The 25,700-nt window shown below is 65.0% G+C and carries 27 protein-coding genes, 2 tRNA genes and 2 pseudogenes; 8 read left to right on the top strand and 23 right to left on the bottom strand.

Annotated features, from left to right (window positions below):
• Positions 1-9: 9 nt before the first annotated feature.
• Positions 10-711: an IclR family transcriptional regulator gene (locus MKK62_RS18210; protein ID WP_240258514.1), complete on the top strand. Its 702-nt coding sequence runs from the start codon at positions 10-12 to the stop codon at positions 709-711.
• Between the two features lie 138 nt (positions 712-849).
• Positions 850-1,350 (top strand): PPOX class F420-dependent oxidoreductase, encoded by a 501-nt coding sequence (locus tag MKK62_RS18205; protein ID WP_240258515.1) that lies wholly within the window; start codon positions 850-852, stop codon positions 1,348-1,350.
• A 23-nt stretch (positions 1,351-1,373) separates the two neighbouring features.
• On the opposite strand, the gene MKK62_RS18200 is transcribed toward MKK62_RS18205, so the two are convergent.
• The 3 genes from MKK62_RS18200 to MKK62_RS18190 form a co-directional block, all read right to left on the bottom strand.
• Positions 1,374-1,446: transfer RNA gene (locus MKK62_RS18200), tRNA-Glu, on the bottom strand.
• 72 nt (positions 1,447-1,518) lie between these two features.
• A tRNA-Gln gene (locus MKK62_RS18195) sits at positions 1,519-1,590 on the bottom strand.
• A 182-nt stretch (positions 1,591-1,772) separates the two neighbouring features.
• Positions 1,773-2,549, bottom strand: coding sequence for a fumarylacetoacetate hydrolase family protein (locus MKK62_RS18190; RefSeq protein ID WP_240258516.1), 777 nt, complete (start codon positions 2,547-2,549; stop codon positions 1,773-1,775).
• Positions 2,550-2,641: 92 nt separating this feature from the next.
• Here MKK62_RS18190 and MKK62_RS18185 point away from each other — a divergent pair.
• Positions 2,642-3,661 (top strand): annotated as a pseudogene (locus MKK62_RS18185) (MFS transporter); the annotation flags it as partial.
• Positions 3,662-3,842: 181 nt separating this feature from the next.
• Here the strand turns inward: MKK62_RS18185 and MKK62_RS18180 are convergent.
• Together MKK62_RS18180 and serA are read right to left on the bottom strand one after the other, a co-directional pair.
• Positions 3,843-4,853, bottom strand: a complete 1,011-nt coding sequence (locus MKK62_RS18180) for a 3-isopropylmalate dehydrogenase (protein WP_240258517.1) — start codon at positions 4,851-4,853, stop codon at positions 3,843-3,845.
• Positions 4,850-6,436: a phosphoglycerate dehydrogenase gene (gene serA / locus MKK62_RS18175; protein ID WP_240258518.1), complete on the bottom strand. Its 1,587-nt coding sequence runs from the start codon at positions 6,434-6,436 to the stop codon at positions 4,850-4,852. Before serA ends, MKK62_RS18180 begins: the two co-directional genes overlap by 4 nt.
• 218 nt (positions 6,437-6,654) lie before the next feature.
• Here serA and MKK62_RS18170 point away from each other — a divergent pair, with 218 nt between their 5' ends.
• Entirely contained in the window at positions 6,655-7,107 is a 453-nt protein-coding gene (locus tag MKK62_RS18170; protein ID WP_240258519.1) for a DUF4262 domain-containing protein, read from the top strand.
• Positions 7,108-7,176: 69 nt separating this feature from the next.
• Here the strand turns inward: MKK62_RS18170 and ilvC are convergent, their stop codons facing one another.
• The 3 genes from ilvC to MKK62_RS18155 are packed head-to-tail and all read right to left on the bottom strand — an operon-like array spanning position 7,177 to position 10,604.
• A complete protein-coding gene (ilvC, locus tag MKK62_RS18165) occupies positions 7,177-8,178 on the bottom strand; it encodes a ketol-acid reductoisomerase (RefSeq protein ID WP_240264075.1) in 1,002 nt (333 codons plus the stop codon).
• Between the two features lie 54 nt (positions 8,179-8,232).
• Positions 8,233-8,745, bottom strand: coding sequence for an acetolactate synthase small subunit (gene ilvN / locus MKK62_RS18160; protein ID WP_240258520.1), 513 nt, complete (start codon positions 8,743-8,745; stop codon positions 8,233-8,235).
• On the bottom strand, positions 8,745-10,604 hold the full coding sequence (locus MKK62_RS18155; RefSeq protein WP_434084962.1) for an acetolactate synthase large subunit: 1,860 nt from the start codon (positions 10,602-10,604) through the stop codon (positions 8,745-8,747). The genes ilvN and MKK62_RS18155 overlap by 1 nt, the downstream gene beginning before the upstream one ends.
• A 287-nt stretch (positions 10,605-10,891) precedes the next feature.
• Between MKK62_RS18155 and MKK62_RS18150 the strand changes: the two genes are divergently transcribed.
• A complete protein-coding gene (locus MKK62_RS18150) occupies positions 10,892-11,296 on the top strand; it encodes a PH domain-containing protein (RefSeq protein WP_240258521.1) in 405 nt (134 codons plus the stop codon).
• Here the strand turns inward: MKK62_RS18150 and MKK62_RS18145 are convergent.
• Complete coding sequence (locus MKK62_RS18145; RefSeq protein WP_240258522.1) at positions 11,293-12,147, bottom strand: DoxX family protein; 855 nt, start codon at positions 12,145-12,147, stop codon at positions 11,293-11,295. The genes MKK62_RS18150 and MKK62_RS18145 overlap by 4 nt on opposite strands.
• A gap of 166 nt (positions 12,148-12,313) precedes the next feature.
• Between MKK62_RS18145 and MKK62_RS18140 the strand changes: the two genes are divergently transcribed.
• Positions 12,314-13,435 (top strand): PQQ-dependent sugar dehydrogenase, encoded by a 1,122-nt coding sequence (locus MKK62_RS18140; RefSeq protein WP_240258523.1) that lies wholly within the window; start codon positions 12,314-12,316, stop codon positions 13,433-13,435.
• A gap of 11 nt (positions 13,436-13,446) precedes the next feature.
• On the opposite strand, the gene MKK62_RS18135 is transcribed toward MKK62_RS18140, so the two are convergent.
• Both MKK62_RS18135 and MKK62_RS18130 read right to left on the bottom strand, forming a co-directional pair.
• A complete protein-coding gene (locus tag MKK62_RS18135) occupies positions 13,447-13,935 on the bottom strand; it encodes a flavin reductase family protein (RefSeq protein WP_240258524.1) in 489 nt (162 codons plus the stop codon).
• Positions 13,936-14,787 (bottom strand): alpha/beta fold hydrolase, encoded by an 852-nt coding sequence (locus tag MKK62_RS18130; protein ID WP_240258525.1) that lies wholly within the window; start codon positions 14,785-14,787, stop codon positions 13,936-13,938.
• A gap of 243 nt (positions 14,788-15,030) precedes the next feature.
• Here MKK62_RS18130 and MKK62_RS18125 point away from each other — a divergent pair, with 243 nt between their 5' ends.
• Positions 15,031-15,342 (top strand): hypothetical protein, encoded by a 312-nt coding sequence (locus MKK62_RS18125; RefSeq protein ID WP_240258526.1) that lies wholly within the window; start codon positions 15,031-15,033, stop codon positions 15,340-15,342.
• A 10-nt stretch (positions 15,343-15,352) separates the two neighbouring features.
• On the opposite strand, the gene MKK62_RS18120 is transcribed toward MKK62_RS18125, so the two are convergent.
• The 10 genes and pseudogenes from MKK62_RS18120 to MKK62_RS18075 form a co-directional block, all read right to left on the bottom strand.
• Complete coding sequence (locus tag MKK62_RS18120; protein WP_240258527.1) at positions 15,353-15,613, bottom strand: hypothetical protein; 261 nt, start codon at positions 15,611-15,613, stop codon at positions 15,353-15,355.
• A gap of 248 nt (positions 15,614-15,861) precedes the next feature.
• Positions 15,862-16,707, bottom strand: coding sequence for a TauD/TfdA dioxygenase family protein (locus MKK62_RS18115; RefSeq protein ID WP_240258528.1), 846 nt, complete (start codon positions 16,705-16,707; stop codon positions 15,862-15,864).
• A gap of 27 nt (positions 16,708-16,734) precedes the next feature.
• Entirely contained in the window at positions 16,735-17,070 is a 336-nt protein-coding gene (locus MKK62_RS18110; protein ID WP_240258529.1) for a hypothetical protein, read from the bottom strand.
• A gap of 2 nt (positions 17,071-17,072) precedes the next feature.
• On the bottom strand, positions 17,073-18,335 hold the full coding sequence (locus MKK62_RS18105) for an aromatic ring-hydroxylating oxygenase subunit alpha (protein WP_240258530.1): 1,263 nt from the start codon (positions 18,333-18,335) through the stop codon (positions 17,073-17,075).
• A 15-nt stretch (positions 18,336-18,350) separates the two neighbouring features.
• On the bottom strand, positions 18,351-19,094 hold the full coding sequence (locus MKK62_RS18100) for an SDR family NAD(P)-dependent oxidoreductase (RefSeq protein ID WP_240258531.1): 744 nt from the start codon (positions 19,092-19,094) through the stop codon (positions 18,351-18,353).
• A pseudogene (locus tag MKK62_RS18095) lies at positions 19,091-19,369 on the bottom strand (2Fe-2S iron-sulfur cluster-binding protein); the annotation flags it as partial. The gene MKK62_RS18100 and the pseudogene MKK62_RS18095, both read right to left, overlap by 4 nt.
• Positions 19,370-19,501: 132 nt before the next feature.
• Positions 19,502-19,954 (bottom strand): MarR family winged helix-turn-helix transcriptional regulator, encoded by a 453-nt coding sequence (locus MKK62_RS18090; RefSeq protein ID WP_240258532.1) that lies wholly within the window; start codon positions 19,952-19,954, stop codon positions 19,502-19,504.
• Between the two features lie 8 nt (positions 19,955-19,962).
• Complete coding sequence (locus MKK62_RS18085) at positions 19,963-21,216, bottom strand: metal-dependent hydrolase family protein (protein WP_240258533.1); 1,254 nt, start codon at positions 21,214-21,216, stop codon at positions 19,963-19,965.
• Positions 21,213-21,533: a hypothetical protein gene (locus MKK62_RS18080; RefSeq protein WP_240264077.1), complete on the bottom strand. Its 321-nt coding sequence runs from the start codon at positions 21,531-21,533 to the stop codon at positions 21,213-21,215. Before MKK62_RS18080 ends, MKK62_RS18085 begins: the two co-directional genes overlap by 4 nt.
• The gene (locus MKK62_RS18075) at positions 21,533-22,804 is read right to left on the bottom strand and encodes an aromatic ring-hydroxylating oxygenase subunit alpha (RefSeq protein WP_240258534.1); all 1,272 of its coding nucleotides are present in this window, start codon (positions 22,802-22,804) and stop codon (positions 21,533-21,535) included. The genes MKK62_RS18080 and MKK62_RS18075 overlap by 1 nt, the downstream gene beginning before the upstream one ends.
• Before the next feature lie 217 nt (positions 22,805-23,021).
• Here MKK62_RS18075 and MKK62_RS18070 point away from each other — a divergent pair, with 217 nt between their 5' ends.
• Positions 23,022-23,747 carry an enoyl-CoA hydratase/isomerase family protein gene (locus MKK62_RS18070; RefSeq protein WP_240258535.1) on the top strand — a complete coding sequence of 242 codons (726 nt, stop codon included), beginning with the start codon at positions 23,022-23,024 and terminating at the stop codon, positions 23,745-23,747.
• Positions 23,748-23,778: 31 nt separating this feature from the next.
• On the opposite strand, the gene meaB is transcribed toward MKK62_RS18070, so the two are convergent.
• Together meaB and MKK62_RS18060 are read right to left on the bottom strand one after the other, a co-directional pair.
• The gene (gene meaB / locus MKK62_RS18065) at positions 23,779-24,663 is read right to left on the bottom strand and encodes a methylmalonyl Co-A mutase-associated GTPase MeaB (RefSeq protein ID WP_240258536.1); all 885 of its coding nucleotides are present in this window, start codon (positions 24,661-24,663) and stop codon (positions 23,779-23,781) included.
• 27 nt (positions 24,664-24,690) lie between these two features.
• Positions 24,691-25,689, bottom strand: a complete 999-nt coding sequence (locus MKK62_RS18060) for a CaiB/BaiF CoA transferase family protein (protein ID WP_240264078.1) — start codon at positions 25,687-25,689, stop codon at positions 24,691-24,693.
• Between the last annotated feature and the right edge of the window lie 11 nt (positions 25,690-25,700).

Genomic DNA, 25,700 nt, shown 5'->3' with positions numbered 1-25,700 from the left:
TATCTGTCTGTGAGACAGGATAGCGGCATTGGGGTGCTCGACAAAGCCGTGGGGGTACTGCAGACCATCGCCGAATCGCCCTGCGGTCTGGCCGAATTGTGCGAGCGGACCGGACTGCCCAGGGCGACCGCGCATAGGTTGGCCGCGGGCCTGGAGGTTCACCGCTTGCTGGCGCGTGACGGCGAGGGGCGCTGGCGACTAGGTCCTGCGGTGAACGAACTCGCGGCTCGGGTCAGCGACCCCCTGCTGGCGGCGAGCGCCGCGGTGTTGCCGCGATTGCGTGAGATCACCGGCGAGAGCGTGCAGCTGTATCGCCGCGAAGGCACCTCGCGGGTGTGCATTGCGGCGGTGGAACCGCCTGCGGGTCTTCGCGATACCGTCCTGGTCGGCGCGCGCCTGCCGATGACGGCCGGCTCCGGAGCCAAGGTGCTGTTGGCCTTCAGTGACGACGCCACCCGGGCGGCAGTGTTGCCCGATGCGAAGTTCAGCGATCGCACGCTGGCCGAAGTACGGCGGCGTGGTTGGGCGCAAAGCGCCGCCGAACGTGAACCCGGGGTGGCGAGCGTGTCAGCGCCGGTGCGTGACGCGCACGGTTCTGTGGTCGCCGCCATCTCAGTGTCGGGACCCATCGACCGCATGGGGCGCCGACCGGGCGCGCGTTGGGCCGCCGATCTTCTCGCAGCCGCCGACGCGTTGACGAGGCGGCTGTGACGCGCTCCTCTGCGGTGCGGCACCGAGTGTGCGTTCACGGCGACGACACGCCGCGGTGACCGCGCCGCTCGTACACACTCGAAACCGGCATCGCACACTCGCGTTAAGGCCCGGCGCGTGACCTGAGACACTGTCGCGATGGGAACCAACCAGCGCGCGCAGATCGTCATGTCCGAGTCGGAGATCGCCGATTTCGTCAACAACAGCCGTACGGGCACCCTGGCCACCATCGGGCCCGACGGACATCCGCACCTGACCGCGATGTGGTACGGCGTGGTCGACGGTGAGATCTGGTTGGAGACCAAAGCCAAGTCGCAGAAGGCCGTCAACCTGAAGCGCGATCCACGGGTGAGCTTCATGATCGAGGACGGTGACACCTACGACACCCTGCGCGGGGTCTCATTCGAAGGCTTCGCCGAGATCGTCGACGAGCCGGACGCGATCTTCCGTGTCGGCGTCAGCGTGTGGGAGCGCTACACCGGTCCGTACAGCGACGACATGAAGCCTGCTGTGGACATGATGATGAACAAGCGGGTCGCGGTCCGTATCGCCGCCCAGCGAACGCGCTCGTGGGATCACCGCAAGCTGGGGATCCCGGCGATGCCGGTGGGCGGCTCGACCGCACCGTCAGCCGGCTAGATCAGCCGGCTTGGAGGATGAAGTAGCCCCGATGGGATTCGAACCCACGCTACCGCCGTGAGAGGGCGGCGTCCTAGGCCGCTAGACGACGGGGCCGGACCAGTACCGAGCAGCCAGCATAGCTCACTGCCGAACGCCCACCTAATCGCTTGCGGTGGACCATTTCTGCTGGGGTACCAGGACTCGAACCTAGAATGGCTGAACCAGAATCAGCTGTGTTGCCAATTACACCATACCCCATTGGCTGCCTAAAACCGCTGGTCAGAGGCTTGTCGGTCGACGTCGTGCGGTCGAACGATCGCTGCTCCCAGCCGTGATGGGCCGACGAGCAGACTACCAAACAAATTCCTCACCTCTGACCAACGCCCGACTCCCCTGCCGCGGCACCGGGCGCCACGTTCGGCACGTCGCTTCGGCCCCTACTAATCCTGCTTTTGCACAACGGGATTCGACAGCGTCCCGATTCCGCCGATGGTGATGTTGACGGTGTCACCGTCCACGATAGGGCCGACACCGGCGGGGGTCCCGGTCAGGATGAGATCACCCGGCAACAGGGTCATCACTGCGGAGATCCATTCCACTATTGCGCCCACGTCGTGGATCATCAGCGACGTCCGGCTGTCCTGTTTGACCTCGCCGTTGACGTCGGTACGCAGCTCCAAATCAGCGGGGTCGATCTCGGTCTCGATCCACGGGCCGACCGGGCAGAACGTGTCATGGCCCTTGGCTCGGGTCCACTGGCCGTCGGATTTCTGCTGATCACGCGCGGACACGTCGTTGGCGATCGTGTAGCCAAGGATGCTCTCGGCGGCGCGGTCGGCGGTGACGTCCTTGCAGGGTCGGCTGATGACCGCCGCCAGCTCACCTTCGAAGTGCACCGGCGACGCATTGGACGGCAATCGAATTGGCACGTTGGGTCCGATGATCGCGGTGTTGGGCTTGAGGAAGATCACCGGGTCCGGCGGCGCCTCGCCGCCCATTTCGGCGATGTGGTCGGCGTAGTTCTTGCCGATGCAGACGACCTTGCTGGCCAGGATCGGGGCCAGCAGTCGCACATCAGCCAACGGCCAGGAGCGGCCGGTGAAGGTTGGGGTGCCGAACGGGTGCTCGGCAATCTCGCGGACGGTCATGTCGTCGGACTCGCCCTCGATGGAGACGAATGCGACGCCATCGGGACTGGCAATTCGGCCAAGGCGCATTCGCTTTAGCCTAGTCGGCCGACAATGCACGCCGAAACGGCGGGCTGAGGAGGCCGACCACAGCGATCCCGCTGCTTGTGTAAGCATTGATCATGACTTCGGACGCGGTCCCACTCAGCGTGGGCCGACGCTGGACGATCGTCGTCATTTCATTGCTGGTGACCGCGAGCGCGTTCGTCTTCATCAACGGCGTCGCGTTTCTGATCCCCGCGCTAGAAGAGGATCGCGGCACCCAACTCGGCGAGGCGGGCTTGCTGTCATCGATGCCGAGTTTCGGCATGGTGGCCACGCTGATCCTGTGGGGCTATCTGCTCGACCGGGTGGGCGAGCGGATCGTGCTGACCCTTGGGTCAGCACTCACGGCGGGCGCGGCCTACGCGGCGGCCAACACGCACTCCACCGTCGGCTTCGCGGCCTGGCTGTTCGTCGGCGGCATGGCGGCCGCGAGTTGCAATTCCGCCGGGGGCCGACTGGTCTCGGGATGGTTCCCGCCGGAACAGCGTGGCCTCGCAATGGGTGTTCGGCAGACCGCCCAGCCACTCGGAATCGCGTTGGGCGCGTTGGTAATTCCCGAATACGCCGAAGCCAGTAAGTCGGCGACGACGGCGCTGCTCTTCCCGGCGGTCCTGTGTGCGGTCGCCGCGGCACTCAGCGTCGTCGCGATCACCGATCCGCCACGCAAGGAATGGGACGAGGCCACCGCAGAGGAATTGGCCAACCCCTATCGCCGATCGTGGGTGCTGCGACGCATTCATGCCGTCTCGGCCCTGCTGATGGTTCCCCAGACGGTGACGGTCACGTTCATGCTGATCTGGCTGATCGCGAACTACAAATGCTCAATCGCGTTGGCGGGCTGTCTTGTGACGGTGTCGCAGGTGCTGGGCGCGCTGGGCCGCGTCGCGGTCGGGCGGTGGTCGGACCGGGTCGGATCACGACTGCGGCCGGTGCGCATCATGTCGGTCGTCGGTGTGCTGGTGCTGATCGGCCTGGCATTCGCCGATCATCTGCGTGCATCGATCGCGGTGCCGTTGATGGTTGCCGCGTCGGTCGTCGCCGTCCTCGACAACGGCTTGGAGTCCACGGCGATCACCGAGTACGCGGGCCCGTTCTGGAGTGGACGTTCACTGGGCCTGCAGAACACCTATCAGCGCTTGATGGCGGCCGGCGCGCCGCCGGTGTTCGGCGGATTGATCGCGTCGCACGGGTATCCGCCGGCATTCGTTGCGTGCGCGGTGTTTCCGCTTCTGGCGGTGCCGATCGTGCCGGCCAGGACGTTGCCGCCCGGCTTGGAGGTCAGAGCGCGGACGCAATCCTTTCGCCGACTTCGGCGGTGGATAGCTTTACGCTCGGGCGACTGGCCAGATGGGACGCCACGGCCTGGTCCACTCGCGCGGCGGCAGCGTCTTCGCCGACGTGGGAAAGCAGCAGCGCCACCGACATAATCGCTGCGGTCGGGTCGGCGACTCCCTGGCCGGCGATGTCCGGCGCGCTGCCGTGCACCGGCTCGAACATCGACGGGTTGGTCCGGGTGGCGTCGATGTTCCCACTCGCCGCGAGCCCGATTCCCCCGCACACCGCCGCGGCCAGGTCGGTGATGATGTCGCCGAACAGGTTGTCGGTGACGATCACATCGAAACGGCCCGGGTCGGTGACCAAATGGATGGTGGCGGCGTCGACGTGCTGATAGGCCACCTCGACGCCCGGATACTTCTCGCCGACTTCGTCGACGGTCCGCGACCACAGCGAGCCGGCAAACGTCAGCACGTTCGTCTTGTGCACCAGCGTCAGATGCTTGCGACGTTGTTGAGCTCGCGCGAAGGCATCCTCGACGACACGGCGGATCCCGAACGCGGTGTTGGTGCTGACCTCGGTCGCCACCTCGTGCGGGGTGCCGACGCGGATCGCGCCGCCAGTACCGGTGTAGGGACCCTCGGTGCCCTCGCGGACCACCACGAAGTCGATGGCTGGTTCACCCGCCAGCGGGCTGCTCACGCCCGGATACAGTCGGCCTGGCCGAAGGTTGACGTGGTGATCGAGTTCAAATCGCAGGCGTAGCAAAAGCCCTCGCTCCAGCACACCGCTGGGAACCGAGGGATCGCCGATCGCGCCGAGCAGAATCGCGTCGTGGTCGCGCAGTTCGGCGATCGTCGAATCGGGCAGCAGTTCACCCGTGGCGTGGAACCGCTTGGCGCCCAAGTCGTAATGGGTCTTTTCGACGCCGGGCAGGACCACGTCGAGCACCTTGACTGCCTCGGCAATCACCTCGGGCCCGATCCCGTCACCCGGGATGACGGCGAGTCTCACGACAGGTCAACCACTTCGAGTTTGTTGGCCGCGACGGCGGACCGGATCTCGGTGCGGACATCTGCGGGGATGTCGCGGTCGACGCGCAGCAGGATCGTCGCGCCCGGGCCCTCGGCATCCTCGGACAGCTGAGCGGCCTGGATGTTGACCCCCGCGGTGCCCAGCAGCGTACCGATCTTGCCCAGCGCCCCAGGCTGATCGGCGTAGTTGATGACGAGATAGATGCCCTGCGCGCGCAGATCGAAGTTGCGGCCGTTGATCTGGACGATTTTTTCCACCTGCTGTGGGCCGGACAGCGCGCCGGCCACGTTGACAACCGAACCGTCGGCGGCCACCGCGCGCACATCGACGACGCTGCGGTGGTTGGGGCTTTCGGTGGCAGTGCTGAGGTCGGCGGCCACGCCACGCTCCTCGGCGATCGCCGGGGCGTTGACGAACGTCACCTGGTCTTCGATAACCGCTGAGAAGAGGCCGCGCAACGCCGAAAGCCGAAGCACCTCAACATCTTCGGCGGCAAGCTCGCCACGGACCTGCACCGACAACGACGACGGCAGTTCCTCGGTGAGCGCGCCCGCGAGCAGACCCAGTTTGCGCACCAGGTCCAGCCAGGGCGCGACCTCTTCGTTGACCGTGCCGCCGCCGACGTTCACCGCGTCGGGAACGAACTCCCCCGCCAACGCCAGCTTGACGCTCGCCGCGACATCGGTGCCGGCGCGATCCTGGGCCTCTTCGGTGGAGGCACCAAGGTGCGGCGTCACCACGACCTGAGGCAGCTCGAACAGCGGGCTGTCGGTGCACGGCTCCTTGGAGTACACGTCGAGTCCGGCGGCACGGACCTGCCCGCTGGAGATCGCGTCGGCCAGAGCGGCTTCGTCGACCAGTCCGCCGCGGGCGGCATTGACGATGATGACGCCCGGCTTGGTCTTCGCCAACGCGTCCTTGTCGATCAACCCCGCGGTTTCGGGGGTCTTCGGCAAATGCACGGAGATGAAGTCGGCGCGGCCCAGCAGTTCGTCGAGCGACAGCAATTCGATGCCGAGTTGAGCGGCCCGTGCCGCCGACACGTAGGGGTCGTAGGCCACGATCTTGGCTTCGAAGGCGGCGAGCCGCTGCGCGACCAGTTGGCCGATGCGGCCGAGTCCTACCACTCCGACCGTCTTGCCGAAGATCTCGGTGCCCGAGAACGACGAACGTTTCCACTCGTGCTCGCGCAGCGTGGCGTCGGCCGCGGGAATCTGGCGGGCGGCCGACAGCAGCAACGCCAGGGCATGCTCGGCGGCGCTGTGGATGTTGGACGTCGGCGCGTTGACAACAAGCACACCCTGTTCGGTGGCGGCCTTGACGTCCACGTTGTCCAGCCCGACGCCGGCTCGGGCGACGATCTTCAGTTTCGGCGCGGCTTTGAGCACCTCGGCGTCGACAGTGGTCGCGGAGCGGACCAGCAGGGCGTCGGCTTCGGGCACCGCCGCGAGCAGCTTCTCGCGGTCCGGGCCGTCTACCCAGCGCACCTCGACCTGGTCGCCCAGCGCGGCGACGGTTGATTGGGCAAGTTTGTCAGCGATGAGAACAACAGGCAGGCTCACGCGGGCAAGCCTAATGGCAGCGGTTGTGCGCAGTTGCGTCACGGTCGCCGATCGGTGCTCCTAGCAGCGTCGAACGCGCACTCAACGCGAAAAAATCGCCAAAATGTCGCTCTGAGCGCACGTTCGACGCGATGTCGGTGCCGGGGTGAATCCTGTCAACAAGTACGACGACAGGAGATGCAGCAATGTGCTGGAGATGCGATCATCCCGAGGCCAGCATGCAGGATTGGCTGGACCTGCTCCGCCAGACGGTGGAAACGCACGGCTGGGCGGTGCAATTCGTGGAGAGCATAAGAAGCCCTTTCGCCTACACGATCGGTTTGCATCCGCAAGGACTGCCCGAATTACTGGTGACAGGACTGACGCCGCAACGGGCGACGCTGACCCTCAACAGCGTCGCCGATTATCTGGTGAACGGTGGGCGCCCTGTACCGGGCGACTTCATCACGCTCGGCGCTGAAGTGGAGCTTGCTGTCGTTCAGGTTGACCACCCCGAAGCGCACCTGAACATGGCGATGGCGCTGTACGGAAAAGACGTAAAGGCGCTGCAGCTGGTCTGGGCGGACGCGCAGGGGCACCGACCCTGGTGTCCCGAATTCAGTAACGGCGGATTACGCCAACCGGTGTTCGGCGTTCGCCCCGACTTATCGGATGGGTTCGCAACGTCGTGACGCCGAGTGTGAAGCCGCTGCGAAACCTTCACGAGGTAATCGCAGCAGCTTCACACTCGACGCGGAAACCTAAGCGGTTTCGGTGATCGGCCGGTCGACCCAGCTCATGAGGTCGCGCAGCTTCTTACCGGTGACCTCGATCGGGTGCTCGGCGTTCTCCTTGCGCAGCTGTTCGAGCTGCTTGTTGCCGCCCTCGACATTGGCGACGAGCTTCTTGGTGAAGGTGCCGTCCTGAATATCGCGCAGGATGCCGCGCATCCGCTCCTTGGTGTCTGCGTCGATCACGCGCGGACCCGACAGGTAGCCGCCGAATTCGGCGGTGTCGGACACCGAGTAGTTCATCCGCGCGATGCCGCCTTCGTACATCAGGTCGACGATCAGCTTGAGTTCGTGCAGCACCTCGAAATAGGCCATCTCCGGCGGATAGCCTGCCTCGACCATCACGTCGAAACCGGTCTTCACCAATTCCTCTGTGCCACCGCACAATACGGCCTGCTCACCGAACAGGTCGGTTTCGGTCTCGTCCTTGAAGGTGGTCTTGATGACGCCCGCGCGGGTACCGCCGATGGCCTTGGCGTAGGACAGGGCCAGCGCCTCACCGTTTCCGGTGGGGTCCTGGTCGACGGCGATCAGCGCCGGCACACCCTTGCCGTCGACGAACTGCCGACGCACCAGATGGCCGGGGCCCTTCGGCGCCACCATCGCGATGGTCACGTTGCCTGGCGGCTTGATCAGGTCGAAGTGGATGTTGAGCCCGTGACCGAAGAACAGGGCGTCGCCGTCGTTGAGGTTGGGCTCGATGTCGTTCTTGAAAATGTCGGCCTGCGCGGTATCGGGCGCCAGCAGCATGATCACGTCGGCCCACTTGGCCACCTCGGCGGGGGTGTCGACGGTCAGGCCTTGCTCCTCGACCTTGGGCCGCGACTTCGAGCCCTCCTTGAGCCCGACGCGGACCTCGACGCCGGAGTCGCGCAGGCTCAGCGAGTGCGCGTGCCCCTGGCTCCCGTAACCAATAACGCCGACCTTGCGGCCCTGAATGATCGACAGGTCGGCGTCGTCGTCGTAGAACATCTCCAAAGCCACGTGAATGTCTCCTTTTATCTCGGCTTTATTGCAGTGAATGACTTATTTGGCGGTACTGATGGCCCGCGGCCCTCGGGACAGTGCCACCACTCCGGACTGAACGATCTCGCGGATGCCGAACGGCTCGAGCACCTTCAGCAGCGCCTCCAGCTTGCCGCGGTCGCCCGTGGCCTCGATGGTCAGCGACTCCGGCGACACGTCAATGACCTTGCCGCGGAACAGGTTCACGGCCTCGATCACCTGGCTGCGGGTGCCGGCGTCCGCGCGGACCTTGATCAGCGCCAACTCGCGAGACACCGAGCTGTCGTCGTCCTGCTCAATGATCTTGATGACGTTGATCAGCTTGTTCAGCTGCTTGGTGATCTGCTCGAGCGGGGTGCTCTCGGCGGAGACCACGATGGTCATCCGCGACATGTCCTTCTGCTCGGTGGCGCCGACGGCCAGCGACTCGATGTTGAAACCACGCCGCGAGAACAACGCGGCGACGCGCGCCAGCACACCGGGCTTGTCTTCGACCAACACCGAAAGGGTGTGAGTCCGCGTCGTCGTGCTCATCAGGCGTGCCCCTCGACGCCGTCGTCGAACAGCGGACGGATCCCGCGGGCGGCCTGGATCTCGTCGTTCGAGGTCCCGGCGGCCACCATCGGCCAGACCTGCGCGTCGGCCCCGACGATGAAGTCGATCACCACCGGCCGGTCGTTGATCGCCCGCGCCTGGTTGATCACGTCGACCACGTCTTCCTCACGCTCGCAACGCAATCCGACGCATCCCAGCGCCTCGGCCAGCTTGACGAAGTCGGGGATCCGGCGCGAGTGGGTGGCCAAGTCGGTCTGCGAGTAGCGCTCCTCGTAGAACAGGGTCTGCCACTGGCGGACCATGCCGAGGTTGCCGTTATTGATCAGCGCCACCTTGATCGGCGCACCCTCGATGGCGCAGGTCGCCAGCTCCTGGTTGGTCATCTGGAAGCAGCCGTCACCGTCGATCGCCCACACCTCAGCCTCGGGCCGGGCCATCTTCGCACCCATCGCGGCAGGGACAGCGAAGCCCATGGTGCCCAAACCGCCTGAATTGAGCCAGGTTCGGGGCTTCTCGTAGGACACGAATTGCGCGGCCCACATTTGGTGCTGTCCGACGCCCGCGACGTAAATAGCGTCGGGGCCGGCGATCTGGCCCAGTTTCTCGATGACGTACTCGGGGCTCAGGCTGCCATCGCTCTGCGGTCCGTAGCTCAACGGGTAGGTGGCCTTGACCTCGTCGAGGTAGCTCCACCAGTCGGCAATGTCGATCTTCGAGGGTGCGTCATGGTGCCGCAGCGCGCCGATCAATTCCGTGATGACGGCTTTCACGTCACCGACGATCGGCACGTCGGCGTGACGGTTCTTGCCGATCTCGGCGGGGTCGATGTCGGCGTGGATGACCTTGGCCTCCGGGGCGAACGAGTCGAGCTGCCCGGTAACCCGGTCGTCGAAACGGGTGCCCAACGCGATCAGCAGGTCGCTTTTCTGCAGCCCGGCCACCGCCGAAACGGTGCCGTGCATACCCGGCATGCCCAGGTGCTGGCGGTGGATGTCCGGGAAGGCGCCGCGCGCCATCAGCGTGGTCACCACCGGGATGCCGGTCAGCTCCGCCAGCTCTCGTAGCTGCTCGGTGGCCTCGCCGCGAATGACCCCGCCGCCGACGTAGAGCACCGGCTTGCGCGCGGCAGCGATCAGCTTCGCGGCCTCGTTGATCTGACGGTTGTGCGGCTTGGTGTTCGGCTTGTAGCCGGGCAGATCCATCCGCGGCGGCCAGCTGAAGGTGCACTGGCCTTGTAACACGTCCTTTGGGATGTCGACGAGCACGGCGCCTGGGCGTCCACTCTTGGCGATATGGAAGGCCTCCGCCATCACCCGGGGAATCTCGTCGCCGTCGCGGACGAGGAAGTTGTGCTTGGTGATCGGCATGGTGATGCCCGAGATGTCGGCTTCCTGGAAGGCGTCCGTCCCGATCAGCGACCGCCCGACCTGGCCGGTGACGGCGACCACCGGAATCGAGTCCATCTGGGCGTCGGCCAGCGGCGTCACCAGGTTGGTGGCACCGGGACCGGAGGTTGCCATCATCACGCCGACCTTTCCGGTGGCGTGGGCGTAGCCGCTGGCCGCATGGCCGGCGCCCTGCTCGTGGCGGACCAGCACGTGGCGCAGCTTCTTGGAGTCGAAGAGCGGGTCGTAGACCGGAAGCACCGCACCGCCGGGGATCCCGAAGATGACCTCGACGTCGAGCTCCTCCAGCGACCGGATTACCGACTGTGCGCCGGTAAGTTGCTCGGGTGCAACATGTTTCGGCCGAATCGTCGGCGGCTTGGGGGCAGCTTTCGCCGCGTCGGAGGCGAGACTGGCGATCTCCGGCGACGCCGGCTTGGCGGGTGCGCTCACGGTTCCCTCTTAGTCCTCATGGTCCTTGGTCTTGCTCTGGAAAGTCGTAGATGATCGTCCTGTTGACGCCACATCGATGGTGGGCAACAAAAAACCCCCGTCAGCTCAGCAGCTGCACGAGGGTTGCGCGTTGGTGGACTCGATCAGTCAGGCACCAACGCGCATGTGGATTACTACGAGCTTTCCAGAAGTGTTCATCGCCCCACGACGGTAGCTGCAGTACTGGTCAAACGTCAAATTCCGGTGGCCGGCGGGATCGTCGACCGGCTCGGTGCCATGATGCATCCATGGCCACCGATTCAGCGGAAAACGCCGAACACGCTCCGCCGGTGGTGCTCAAGATCTCGCCGATGGCCCACTTTGCGGTGGGATTCTTCGCCCTCGGACTGCTCGTGCCGGTGCTGACCTGGCCGGCGACAGCTCCGCTGCTGATCATTCCGGTGCTGTTGTCGGCGTTGATCGTTCGGCTCCAGACGCAGGCCGATGAGACCGGCGTCACGGTGCGCACATTGCTCGGCAGCCGGTCGGTGCGGTGGGAGGACATCGACGGCCTGCGATTCAGCCGGGGCGCCTGGGGCCGCGCCCAACTGAAGGACGGTCACCAGGTGCGGCTGCCCGCCGTCACGTTCGCGACCTTGCCGCAGCTGACCCGCGCCAGCGCCGGCCGGGTGCCCAACCCGTATGCGGACTAACCGACCGGGTTGGCGCCGTGCAGCAATACCCACAGCCCGACACCGGCGCCGATTCCCACCACCAGCGCCGCAAACGAACCGATGAACGGTCTGCGGGCCCATCCCCGGCTGGCGTCGAAACCGTAGCGGCCCGGCCCGACCAAGATGACAGCGGCGGCCATCACGATCAGCGAGATCTCGTACTCGTGGCCGTTGGGCAGGAAGTACGGGAACGACCGATGACCGTGCTGCGCGGAGATCCCGGCCAGCACGCTGTTGGTCAGGTAGGCCAGCGCGCCCGCAGCGGCGATCGGCGTGAACAGGCCGAGCACCAGCAGGACACCCGCGCCGATCTCGCCGCCCGCGGCGCAGTACGTCAGGATGTCCGCGTGGTGGTAACCGGCGTCGGACAGCGCGTTCTTCAACCCGCCCAGGCCTTCTCCACCCCACCAGCCGAACAACTTCTGCAACCCGTGAGCGAGGAATACGGCACCGAGACCCACACGGAGAATGAGCAGGCCAAAATCCTGGGTGCCGCGGCGGCCGGCCGCGCGAACCCGCTCGTCGTCGAAGTGCTGGTGTTCGTCGATGCCGTCCGGCGCGAACACAGGGTGCCCGCCGGTGGGCTGGGGTTGGTACGGCAGCGGTTGATGACCGCCGATCACGCCGGCGCCGCTGCTCGACGAGCGAACGCCGCCGGAGTCAGCGGAGTCGTAGTGCGGGATCAGCGTGGTCTCGAAGTCGCCTGCGTAGGTCTCTGATGGCAGGTCGTCTTCGGGGTCGACCAATTGCGCGGCGGTCGGCCGCTCGGCAGTTGGCAGCGCGGACGAGTCCTGTCGTTGCCAATGTGCGTCTTTCGATTGACTGCTCACCCGTGCCAGGGTAAGGGCAATCTCCTGCAAATCGGGGATTTGAGCGGGGCTTTCGCGGACGTGATTTGCGTGCCGGACGACGGGAGTCGGTGTTTGCGGACGGATCCGGTCGGCGTTGGGCACCCGTCACGGGCGCAGACGACGGCATGTCCGTAACCTGGCAGTCATGCGGTTGTTGTGGACGGGGCGACGCGGAGTGCCCGCGCTCTGCTCGGCGATGCTGGTCCTGGCTGGTTGCGCCCAGTTCAACGACATCCAGTCCCAGCCGTTCACCACTGAGCCCGAGCGGCATGGCGCGCCGAGTTCCTCACCTCCTCCACCTCCGCCGCTGCCCGACAAGCCGTTCCCCAAGGAATGCCCGGCTCCCGGCGTGATGCAGGGCTGCCTGGAGAGCACCAGTGGGCTGTTGATGCAGCCCGACAGCAAGTCCGCTCTGGTGGCCGAGCGGACGACGGGCGCGGTCAAGGAGGTGTCCGTCAGCGCCGAGCCCAAGGTGAAGACCGTCATTCCGGTCGACCCGACCGGCGACGGCGGATTGATGGACATCGTGCTTTCGCCGACCTATTCGCAGGATCGATTGATGTACGCCTACATCAGCACCCCCACCGACAACCGGGTTATTCGGATAGCCGACGGCGACATTCCCAAAGACATCCTGACGGGAATTCCCAAGGGCGCCATGGGCAATACCGGCGCCATGCTTTTCACGAGCCCCACCACGTTGGTCGTCATGACCGGCGACGCCGGCAACCCGGCAGCGGCCAATGACCCGGCGTCGTTGGCCGGCAAGGTGATTCGCATCGAGCAACCCACCACGGTGAACCAGGCGCCACCGACGACCGCGCTCAGCGGAATCGGTGTCGGCGGTGGCATGTGCACCGACCCCGTCGACGGCTCGCTGTTCATCGCCGACCGGACGCCCACGGCGGACCGACTGCAACGGATCACCAAGGACTCCAAGGTGTCCACGGTGTGGTCCTGGCCCGACCGACCCGGAGTCGCGGGTTGCTCGGCACTGGACGGCACGGTGTTGATCAACCTGGTCAACACCAAGCAGACGGTCGCCATCCACCTCGCGCAGGGCAGCGGTGCCGTGACCGGTCAACCGGACGTCGTCCGGCAGGACACCCACGGTCACGCATGGGCGCTGAAGATGTCGCCGGACGGCAACATCTGGGGCGACACCGTCAACAAGACCAGCGGCGACGCACAGAAGCTGGACGACGTTGTCTTCCCGCTGTTCCCGCAGGGCGGTGGATTCCCGCGGGCCAACGACGACAAGACCTAGCGCGGTTGATGTCAGGCTTCGTGGCCGGGCGTGAGCCCCGCGACGTCGCGAGAGCTGACCAGATCGTCTGAGTCATCGCCCACCGCCCCCGCGACCGGTTCCAACAGGTAACCGACGTGATCGCCGAGCTCGATGCGCTCCAGCGTCCTGCCGACGAACCAGGCCGGCGCGTCGTCGAGGACCGGCATGCCCTCGGGTCCCGTATGCCATGAACAGCGCTCGAACTTGTCCACTTCGTCGCCGGTTTCGCCACCGAACAGTCGCGCCACGTCGACGTGGCGACGTTGCATCACATGCACTGCCAGGAACTCCGACTCGGCCGCGATCCGGCACGTGTGGTTGGACTTGGAGATCGCGGCCAGGAACCGCTGCGGATGAATGCTGGCCTGAGTGGCGAATCCGACCAGGCAACCCGATGGTTCACCGTCGGCCTGAGTCGTCACCACAAACATGGTGTCGTCCAGCAGGTCGACGAGCCGGTCAAACGCTTCGTTGTCCATTTATGTTGCAGCCGTGCCGCTTTCGTCTATTCGCGAGATGAATTGTTCGATCAGCGCGCTCACGAGTGCGGGATTTTCCAGCCCGGCCAAATGAGCCACGCCGTCGAGCACGTGAACGGACGCCCCCGGGATGGCATGGGCCATCTCGATCGCGTCGCGCGGCGGGAAGGTCGCATCTTCGACACCTCCGACCACCAGCACAGCTGTTTGTATGCGGCTCAACAGTTCCCGTTGGTCGGGTCGGCGCGGGACCACACTCTTCACTGCCCACGAGGCCGAGGCTATGTTGACCGACTTCACCGTTGCGCTCACGTGCTCGACGACGTCGGGCCGTTCTCGCATCGTGGTGGGGCCGAGAAACGCTTTAAGCACGGGACGGATCAGCAGCGGCCCGATCCCGCCGGTCCACTTCGCGGTCTGGAGCAAGATCGCGAATTCGATCTTCTGCCGGAGGCTGGCGCGACCGGCGGTGCAATTCATCAAGACGGCTCCCCCGACCCGGCCGGGATACGTCGCGGCGAAGGTCGCCCCGATCATGCCGCCCCAGGAGTTCCCGACGAAGTGCGCCTTGTCCAGGCCGACGCCGTCGAGGATGTCGGCTACGCACCGGGCGCAGTCGTCAAAACCGAAGAGCCCAGTCAGCGGCTGACTTCCACCTTGGCCGGGAGGATCGACGAGCACAACCTGGTGGTCGGCAATCAGCCGGTCGGCCACGCCGTACCACATGTCGCCTGTCATCAGCAGGCTCGGCCAGAAAACGATCGGCGTCCCAGATCCGCCGACTTGCAATCGGATTCGGCCGAGCGCGGTGTCGACCGTTTGTTCGCGGAGTTGCTGTCCAATACTTGTCATGTCGCTGCGGTCCCGTTCTGCGTCCGCCGGCCATCGGCTCGAGCTTGTGCGCCACCGAGTCTCTCATGGCGCCGCGCAATTGAGGGGTATCAACTTTTGCGGGGCCGTCAGTAAAAGTTCCTCCGAGAATTCGGGCCGCACGAACAATGACATCAAATCAATTCGGGCGTTTCACCGTGTCTGAGGCCGGGTATTGACCGACAATAATTTGGGCACGAGCCCTCGCAGTGAAAAGAGCGGTCGATGATTCAAACCGGCGTCGCGTCATATGAGGAATTGCTGGCCGACTTCACTGCGGCGCTCGAGACGGCCTTGTCCGGCGTGGGACCCAGCCCGACGTGTGCGACCCTGAGTCCGACTTTGTTGATGAGCCTCGAAGACATCGCCGGGGCCGTGCGCGGTAGGCGACCTACCCAAAGCCTGGTCACCCTGGCCTGCGCCGCGTTCACCGTGTATGCGGCCGACAGGAGTCCAATGCGGCAGTCTTATCGGGTGCGCCGGGAGGCGGCGGCGCCCGCGGTGCTGAAGCGCCGCGTCGTCGCGCAATCGGCCTGATCGTCGCTTACTACTGCGGGCTGAGATCGCCGGAGTCGACGAAGACCAGACCGCCCCCATCGAGGGCGACGGCCCACCGGCGACTCGCGTCGGCGATGAGCTCGTCGCCGATCGTGACACTGGTTCCGGCGTCTTGCCCGAAGTCGTCGACAATTTCGCCGGTTTTTTCGTTACTGCTGCCCGGATAAACCCGCACTCGCGTACCGACATTTATCTCTGAGTCAGAGTTGTTCACCGCAGTGCCCGATTCTTGACCTTCACCAGCACTCACGACGAGCCCCCATTCACGATCGCTTTGCTCAGGCGTCGGCCGCTTGTTGAGTGGGCCGCTCGACGGATCACAATATCCCCTCGAATACCCCGTTGCGTAACCCTCAAGCCACTTCGGCCGGGCGTTTCTGCCCGCCGGCACCACCGACGTCGTCGACGCGTCCACCACGGCCGCTCCGGCCCATGGGGCGTCAGGGTTCTCACCGATGAGTGTGAACGTACCTGCGAGCACGACGCGAGACTGCCTTGCTATTCGATCGGCTCGTCGCCAAGCACGGTGGTGCGCAACATTTCGCGTTGCGAGTCGGGGTCGTAGGGAGCAGCGCGGTGTAGCACACCCCGGTTGTCCCAGATGACCGTGTCGCCGATCGACCAGGAATGGCTGTATATCTTGTCCGGCGAGGTCGCTCGGCGCAGCAGGCCATCTAAGAGGGCGCGGCCCTCGTCACGGTCCATGCCGACGATGTAGTCGGTCGACGCGCCAAGCACTAACGACTTACGGCCGCTGCGATGCGTCCAGACCAGAGGATGCTCGTGGGTGGGGCGGCCCCGCCAACGCTCGACCTGCTCGGGCGTCGGGTCCGGATAGACCCGGCTTTGTGACGCTTCCAAGGAATGCACCACCCGCACAGAGGCGAACCGTGACTTCTCTTCATCGCCCAGCGCGTCGTACGCCGCATAGGAGTTGGCGAATTCAGTCTCGCCGCCCGACTCGGCGACCTGCACGGCCGAGAGCACCGTGGCCTTCTGTGGGCACTCGTCGCGCAGCGGTGTGCAGCCGTCGATGTGCCAGTCGAACGTCGCCTTGAGATAGGCCGCGGAGGCATTCTTGGATTTGTCCAACGTGACCGGGTAGATGCCAGGGACAGCGTGATGGCCGTCGGACGAGTGGTCGATTTCGCCGAGACGCCGGCAGAAGACAACCTGCGCCTCGGGATCCAGGTGTAGTCCGCGGAAAACCAGAACGCCGTTGTCTTCCAACGCATCTAACACCGATTGACCGACCGAGTCGTCGTGTGCCAGTGCGTCCGAATCCAAGCCGACGACCTCGGCGCCCACCGTGTCGTTGAGTTTGGTGATGGTGAGCAGACTCATGGTCGCTCCTCTCGGCAGGGGGATGCGTCAGGGCGTGGGTTCGCCGGTGCGGATCATGACCGCGTCGGCAGCGTCGACCGGCGTGGGCTGATGCATGACCTCGACGGCCATCGCGACCATGATCAGCGAATAGATCATCTGCAGCAGGTGCAAGACGTCGTCAGGCAAGTCGTCGAGGGGGAACTTGTCGCAATACTCGATGGCTTCTTCGAGGCGCGGAAAGAACGCGTCGTAGAACTCGTGGAGTTCGGGCATCGAGGCGCTCACCCGAGCGTCCCACCGCTCGGTCTCGGTGGCCAGACACCACCGCTGCGCGAAGCCCTCTAGTTCAGCGAATGCGCTGGGCAGCAGCGTATCTGACATGATCACACCTGCGCTGTCATGCGCTCACGGCGATACGCCTCGACCCACTCGACGACCACCTTGTGCAGGTGGCGAACCAGGATCTCCTGATCGTTGAGAGGAAAGTCGTCGACGATGCCGTATTCCAGCGCCGCCTGGGTGCCGCCGAGCATGCCGGCATCCTGCAGTGCGAACTCTTTGAGGACCACGGAGGCCACCTCATGCTCGATGCGTTCGCGCACGGTACGCGCCGGGTGGAAGTAGGTGTAGGCCTCGAAGCGGTGGGTGTTGTGAGAGGTGGGCCAATAGCGGTAGAGCAGGTACCAGCCGCCGTAGATCAAGATCTCGATGTTAGGGAAGATCTGGAAGTTGCTGATGCCCCAGGGTTCGATGCCGCCGGGGTTGAGTCCGGCCGGCAACTCGCCGATGTCTGGTGTGCGCCACGGCCCGACGAGTCCGCTACGCGTCGCACGCTCGATTGGGTACATGTACTCGGGCGGTAACAGCCAACGGCGCCGGCCTGCGGTCGAGACCAAGCGGTGTGGACCGTCCAGTTGGAAGTGCCCGCAAGTGAATCCGGCGTTCGGGTCGCGCACTTCTGACGGCACCTGCTGCGAGTGCAGCGAAGGCACGTGGTAGTACTCCTGGAAAGCGTCGGCGAAGATCTTCCAGTTGCTGTTGTTGTGCGCCACCCACTCGTACCGCTCGGTGAGCCTGGCGAATGGGTAGTCGTCGAGCGCGGTGATCATCGGCCCGAGGAATTCGCGCAAACCCTGGCGAGGCTCGGGGTCGAAGTTGATGAACACAAAGCCGTTCCACACCTCGCAGCACACTGGACGCAAGCCGTACTCGGCCGGGTCGAGGTCGAAAAACTCCGACTGCTGCTGGACGAACGTCAGCGCACCTTGTAGGTCGTACCGCCAGCCGTGGTACTTACAGGTGAACTGGCGACAGGTGCCACGAGTCTCCGCGCCGGGAAAATCATTCCACACCAATTTGTTTCCGCGGTGGCGGCAGACGTTGTAGAAGGCGCGAATCTGATCGTCCTTGCCTTTGACCAGAATCACCGACGTGCCGACGATGTCGATCTCTTTGGTGAGGTAGCTGCCCGCACGCGGCAGTTCCTCCACGCGGGCGACATTGAGCCAGGCCCGTTTGAAGATCGCGTCGCGTTCGAACTCGTAGAACTCCGCAGACGTGGAGTCCCTGAACGACACCGGTCCCGTCCCCAACTCGGGATAGTGCTCGGTCCAGGAACCTTCCGGGGGCCTGCCAGCCCTGGTCATCACCGCCTCCTCATGTCACATCACCGCTCCGCCGTTGACACCGAGCACCTGGCCGGTGATGTAACGGGCTTCGTCGGAGCACAGAAACCCCACCGCAGCAGCGACATCCGCGCTATTGCCGAGGTAACCCAGCGGGATATTGCTCGCCATCTGCTCGTTGGAGGGGAGGTATCCGGCCGCCTGACCCTCATGTTGCATGGGAGTCTCGATGCCCGACGGCGGAATGTTGTTGACCGTGATTCCCTGTGGCGCGTATTCGCGAGCCAGCGACTTGGTCAGGGTGATCACCGCACCCTTGGACGCCGCATAGTGGGCGGCGAACGGGGAGCCACGCTGCGCGCTGGATGACGAGATCATCACGATCCTGCCCCACTGCGCGTACACCATGTCAGGCAGCGCGACCTGACAGCAGTGAAAGGTACCGGTCAGGTTGACATCGATGATGCGCGACCAGGATTCGACGGTGATGTCAGCGAAGGGCGAGAACCTGAACTGGCCCGCGCTGGTCACCAACACGGTCACCGAGCCGAGTTCGCTGCGGACCTTGGCAAAGGCATGCTCGACCCCGGCGCGGTCCGTGACGTCGACACCTACCCCGATCGCGGTGATGCCGTCGGAGCGCAGGTCGTCGGTGACTCGTTGCGCGGCGGCCTCGTTGACGTCGAGGACCGCTACGTTCATGCCGCGCCGGCCCAGTTCATGGCAGGTCGCCTCGCCCATTCCTGACGCGCCGCCGGTGACCAGCGCAACCCTGGTCATTCGTAAACCACCCGCAGGGTTCGGCTGGTCGGAAGCGACTGGCACGTCAGCACCCAGCCTTCCTCGAGTTCGTCGGCGTCGAGCGCATCGTTGTTGAGCATTCGCACGCTGCCTTCGGTTACACGCGCCATACACGTTCCGCAAGAGCCGATTTCACACGACGACGGAGCGTTGAGGCCGGCCATCCGGGCGGTTTGCAGGACGGTGTCGCCATCGGCGTACGGCACCGTCACCGTTTGCCTGCCGAGTTCGATGGTCACCGACTCGGTACTCACGCCGTCGGCGGACAGCGGCTGGGCGGGACACCGCGTCGTGGAGGGCGAATCATTCATCGCCGTCAGAGTATCAACTACTTGTCATTAATCTCAAGTACTAGATATTTCCCCGTTGCACGACGACGCTTCCCGTCAGTTGTCGACGTGATCGGTGAAAAGTTGATGCCCGGTGCCCCTTTCGACGACACGGCCGAGGAGATCGCGCAGCGTTTGTTGCTCGTCGGCCGTGAGCACGCCGAACACTTCTTGGTGCGCCTCGATGGCATCGTTGACGACGGTTTCGGCGACCTCGCGGCCTTCCGCGGTGAGGTAGGCCTGCAGGATGCGCGCGTGCTGCGGGTCCTGTTTCCTCTCGACCAGGCCGCGACGTTCCAGCGCGGTGAGCGCAAGCTGCACTCCCTGCGGACTGATCAGCAGGCGGCGGGCCAGCTCGGCTCCCGACAGCCCGGGCTCATTGGCCAGCTGGCGCAGCACACCGATCTGGGCCGTGCTCACGCCGTGGACTTTCATGGCGTCGTTGATCGTGGTGAGCGAGTAGTAGAACGCCTGCTTGAGCAGCCACAGAATGTTGTCGGTGAGTTCCACGGTGACCCCTAGGCGGCAGGCGACTTGTAGATCTGCCCATTCTTCATGACGAAGCGCACGTCGAGGGTGGCAGCGATATCGGCGAATGGATCTCCGGGCACGGCGATGATGTCGGCGAGGTAGCCAGGCGCGAGTCGGCCGAGTTCGCCATCGGCCTCGATGAGTTCGGCCGCGACGATGGTCGCCGCCCGAATGGCGTGCGCGGGAGTCATTCCACGAGCGACCAGAGCACCGAGTTCTTTCGCGTTCTGGCCGTGGGGAATCGCCGGTGCGTCCGTGCCGCAGGCAATGCGCACACCGGCCGCAATAGCCTTGGGCAGCATGGCTTTTGCGCGCGGAAACACCTCGAGCGCCTTCGTGCGCAGTTCCGGTGCAATGCGATCGATGGCCATCGCGTCGGTCAGATACGTCGTCGAGACCAGGAATGTGCCGTGGTCGACCATCATCTGGATGGTCTCGTCGCTGGCCAGAAAGCCATGTTCGATGCAGTCGATGCCGGCACGGATGCAGGCCCGAATCGCGCTGTCGCCGACCGCGTGCGCCGCGACCCGAACACCGGCGCGGTGCGCTTCGTCGGCGATCGCGGCGAACTCGGCGTCGGAATATTGCTGCGCGCCGGGCGCGGTGCTGTGTGACATGACTCCGCCGGATGCCGACACTTTGATCAGCTTGGCGCCGTGTCGAATCTGATACCGCACGCAGGCGATGACGTCTGGAACGCCGTTCGCGATGCCCTCCGCAACCGACAACGGCATCACCCCGGGCGCGAGCCGCTGAAACACCGTGGGGTCCAGATGGCCGCCGTAGGGAGTGACGGCGTGACCGGCGGGATAGATTCGTGGGCCCACGTGCCAGCCTTGGTCGATGGCACGCTGCAAGGCGACGTCGAGCAGATAGCCGCCCGTCTTGACCATCAGGCCGAGATTGCGCACGGTGGTGAAGCCGGCCTCGAGTGTGGTGCGCGCGTTGACCGCTCCGCGCAACGTGCGATATGCCGGGTCATCCTGGACGCCGTGCATCGGCGAAGGCAGGCCTTCTGGACCACCGGGACCGCCGATGAGCAGGTTGAGTTCCATGTCCATCAGACCGGGCAGCAACGTGACGTCGCCGAGGTCGATGACCGTGGCCGAATCCGACAGCGGCGCTTCGGGATTGATCGCGGTGATCCGCTCGCCGTCGACCAGGATGAGCGCGGGCGTACGGATTTGGCCGGCGGCGACGTCGGCCCAGCGCGCTGCCCGCAGGACCGTGGGGGCGGTCACGGAACGGGCTCGGAGATGCAGTCCAGGGTCGAGGCGCCGGAGTCGGGAACACGGGGCTGCTTCCAACACTCCACCGGAAACGACACCATGATCATCGAATACAGCAGGTGCATGAGATTCTGCACGTCGTCAGGCAGGTCGTCGAGCGCGAACTTATCGCAAAACGCAAGCGCCTCTTCGGCCCGAGCGGTGATCGCGTCGTAAAACGCCTTCATCTCCACCATCGAACTTGCCAACCGCTTGGCGTATCGCTCGCGTTCGCTGGGCAGACACCACTCGGAAAACGGTTCCAGGTCGGCAAATTCCGCAGGCAACATCACGACGACACCCCCGCGGCCGCGCGGCGGTATTCGTCGATCCACGCCGCGGTTTCCTTGTGCAGGTGGCGCAGCAGGATTTCTTGGTCGTTGAGGACGAATGTGTCAACCACGCGCGATTGGATCATCGTCTGCGTCGCCTCCAGGGTGTTGGCGTCTTGCAACCCGTATTCCTTGAACGACACCGCTGCCAGTTCCTGGGCGACGCGCTCACGCGGTGTGCGTGGCGCCGGAAAATACAAAGTGCCTTCAAAGACGTGGCTGTTGAACGACGTCGGCCAGTAGTGGTAGGTCAGGTACCAGCCCTGTCCCCAGAACAAGATCACGAAATTGGGGAACAGCTGGAACGAATCCAGGCCCCACGGTTCGCATTTCGCGGGGTTCAGACCCTCTGGCATCGGGCCGAGGTCCGGCTTGTCCCAGGGCCCGAACAGGCCACTCTGGCAGATGTCCTCGATCGGCTTGCGCATGTCGGCCGCCATTTCCCAGGCGCGCACACCGGACGTGCTGACCAATCGATGCGGTCCGTCCAGGCGATAGTGCGGAGCCTCGAATCCTGCCTCCGCAGCGGCTTTCGAGTACGCGGTAGGCGACTGGTTCGCGTGCAGCACCGGCGCGTGATAAAACTCCTGGAACGCATCCATGTACAGCTTCCAGTTCGCTTTGACCTCCGAGCGGTAGGCCCAGCGTGAGGTCATCCGGTCGAAGGGATAGCCCTCCAACGCGGTGATCATGGGGCCCAAGAACTCTCGCAGCGATTGTTCCGGCTTTTCGGCGAAGTTGACGAAAATGAAGCCTTCCCACACCTCGCAGTGCACCGGCACCAGACCGTAGCGGCTTTTGTCGAGGTCGAAGAACTCGCTTTCTTGCTGCACGAAGGTGAGGTTGCCGTCGAGGTCATAACGCCAGGCGTGGTATTTGCACGTGAACTGACGACAGACCCCGCGCGTCTCCTCCAGCGGCATGTCGTTCCACACCAGCTTGTTGCCGCGGTGGCGGCACACGTTGTGGAAAGCCTTGATCTCGTCGGAACCGTTGCGCACCAGGATGATCGACGTGTTGGCAACCCGGAGTTCCCTGGTGATGTAGCTGCCTTTGCGCGGAAGTTGTTCCACCCGGCCTACATTGAGCCACGCGCGCTTGAAGATGGCCTCGCGCTCGAGTTCGTAGATCTCGGGACTGATGGAATCCTCGTACGAGACGGGCCCGGTACCCAACTCCGGGTAGTGCTCCGTCCAACTACCTTCGGCAGGTTTGGGGAATCGAGCCACAGCCGCTCCTCACTGGTCGGACTGGCACGGCGCTTACTCGAAACCGCTACGTCCGCAGTGGGTTAGCCGCACCCGCGGAGCCGACGGTATCCCCTCACGACGTCAATAGCAAGTAGTTGATACTCTCCCTCTTGGTCGTGCTCGTCGAGGGCTTCTCGCGTGCGGCGAATAGAGTCAAAAAATATGTGTTCCCAGTACTCCTGCACAGAGGACGCGAATGGTTGATCTCGAGTTCGACGACACGGTGGCCGTGATCACCATCAATCGTCCCGGCGCTCGCAACGCTATTGCGCCGCAAACCATGGACCAGCTCGAGGAGGCGATAGCGGGCGCAGCCGGCGCACAGTGCCTGGTCATCAGGGGTGAGGGCGAGAAGGCGTTCGTCTCAGGCGGAGATCTCAAAGAGCTGAGCGCGTTACGCACCGAGGAGCAGGCGGCGGCCATGGCATCGCGGATGCGGTCCATCTGCGACGAGCTTGCGCGCTTTCCCGCCCCGGTCGTCGCCGCATTGAACGGCCACGCGCTGGGAGGCGGGGCGGAGGTCGCCGTCGCCGCCGACATCCGGGTCGCCGCCGACGACATCAAGATCGGGTTCAACCAGGTATCCCTCGACATCATGCCCGCCTGGGGTGGGGCGGAGCGGCTCGCGACGCTCGTAGGCCGTGGCCGCGCGCTGATGCTGGCCGGTAGCGGAACGATCCTCACCGCGCCTGAAGCCGAGAAGTTCGGGCTGGTTGATCTGGTACTGCCCCGGGCGAGCTTCGACACCGAGTGGCGATCCTTGGCGCGGTCCCTGGCGAACAAGCCCGCCGGCGAGATCAAGCGCGTCATCGCCGGCGTGTCGGCAGACGATGCCATCGCCGCGTTCGCCGCCCTATGGGTTTCCGACGAACATTGGGCCGCGGCAGACCGGGTGATGAATCGCAGCCGATCGAAGTCATGAGCGTCGTCGCGATGGCCAAACTATCGGCGGCCTAGCGGGTGTCGTTGGTGGTGGCCGACTCGACCAGCAGCCGCCCGGCGGCGGTGTATGGATCACATCGACCCTCGGCGACCGCGGCGGCCAATTCCGCGAGTTCGGGATGGCGGTGCAGGCGAGTCTGTGCAAGCGACAGGATCTGCGCCCTGGCACGCGACGCCCGCCGGGCGGGCGTGTCCGCGCGGTGGTGGGCGTCGATCGCGTCCATGAGTTCGGTGACGCCCTCGGAACGGGCGGCCACGAGCGTGAGAACGGGCGCCGATGTCTCGGCGCGTAGATCGCGGGCGGTCTCCTTCGCGCCGTCGCGATCGGCCTTGTTGACGACCACGATGTCGGCGACTTCGAGCAGCCCCGCTTTCGCGGCTTGCACCGCGTCACCCGCCCCAGGGTTGAGGATCACGATGGTGGGGTCGGCGACGGCGGCGATCTCGATCTCCGACTGGCCGACGCCGACGGTTTCGAGCACGATCAGGTCGTAGGACAGCGCCGCAAGCAGCCGGATCGCCGCGGGCACCGCTGCCGCCAGACCGCCCAGGTGACCGCGAGTGGCAATCGAGCGGATGAACACGTCGGGATCGTCGATATGGGCGGCCATCCGGATGCGATCGCCGAGGATGGCGCCGCCGCTGTAGGGCGATGACGGATCCACCGCAAGCACCGCGACGCGTTGATCTCGAGCGCGGTAGGCGCCCACCAATACCGCGATCGTCGTCGACTTCCCCGCGCCCGGCGGACCAGTGATGCCGACCACGCGAATCGGCGCGGCGCCCAGGGCGTCCAGCACCTCGTCGCGGCGGGGGCCTTCGACCAGGCTCAGCAGGCGCCCCGTCGCCCGGGCAGAGCCGTTCAAGGACGCCTGAATGAGCTCAGAGATGTTCACGTGTCACCGACATACATCCCTCGAACTCTAAAGACTCGCTTTGCCGTGCTCACCGAGAAGCGGTGGTGCGCCGTAGTCGGGCTCGTAACCCTCGACCCGAATTGGGCTGCGGATCAATCGAAATGCTCCCGCGTTGATAACGACTTCGGGGTTGGCGGCCAGCGCCTCAGGCAGCGTTCGGACGGCGGCGACCGGCACACCGAGTGGACGCAACCGCGCTTCCCAGTTCGCCGCGGTATCGGTGGCCAGCGCGGCGCTCACCAACGCGAGAACCTCGTCGCGCCGCGCCGACCGCTCCCGCATCGTCTTGGGGCCAACAATATTGGCCTCCGCGGCGAATAGCCGCCAGAATTTGTCGTGCGTGATGAATAGCGCCAGGTAACCCTCTGCGGTCGAAAATAGCTGAGCCGGAACGTAATACGAATGAGCACCCATCGGTAGCCGTCGCGGCTCGCTGCCGTCGTTGAGGTAGGCGGACGCGCGATAATTCAGCTGAGAGAGCATCACGTCGCGCAGCGACACCTCCACCTGCCCTCCGCGACCGGACAGGATCTGGGCCAGCAGCCCAAGCGCGGCAGTGAGTCCGGCGGAATTGTCCGCAGCGGAATACCCCGGCAAGGTCGGTGGCCCGAGAGGATCACCGGTCAGCGCTGCGATGCCGGTCGTCGCCTGGATGACGTAGTCGAATGCCGGATCGTCTCCCGCATCCAGCCCGAAACCGGTCAGTGCTACGCATACGATCCGGTCGTTCCACACCCGCAGCGCTTCGTAGTTCAGGCCGTATCGGTGAATCGCGGATGGTTTCAAATTCGCCAGCACGGCATGGGATTCGGAGACGAGTTCGCCGAGCTCGCGCTGGCCTGCCTCGGACGTCAGATCCACACAGATGCTGCGCTTGCCCCGGTTGAGGCTGGCGAAATAGGAATCCCCGACCTGTCGGGAGATATCGCCACTCGGAGGTTCGATCTTGACGACCTCGGCCCCCAGATCCGCCAGCATCATCGTGGCGTACGGCCCGGCCAGCATGTGTCCGATCT

It is taken from the genome of Mycobacterium paraterrae (assembly GCF_022430545.2).
Lineage (GTDB): Bacteria > Actinomycetota > Actinomycetes > Mycobacteriales > Mycobacteriaceae > Mycobacterium > Mycobacterium paraterrae.
This window is presented reverse-complemented; position numbering and strand designations above follow the sequence as displayed.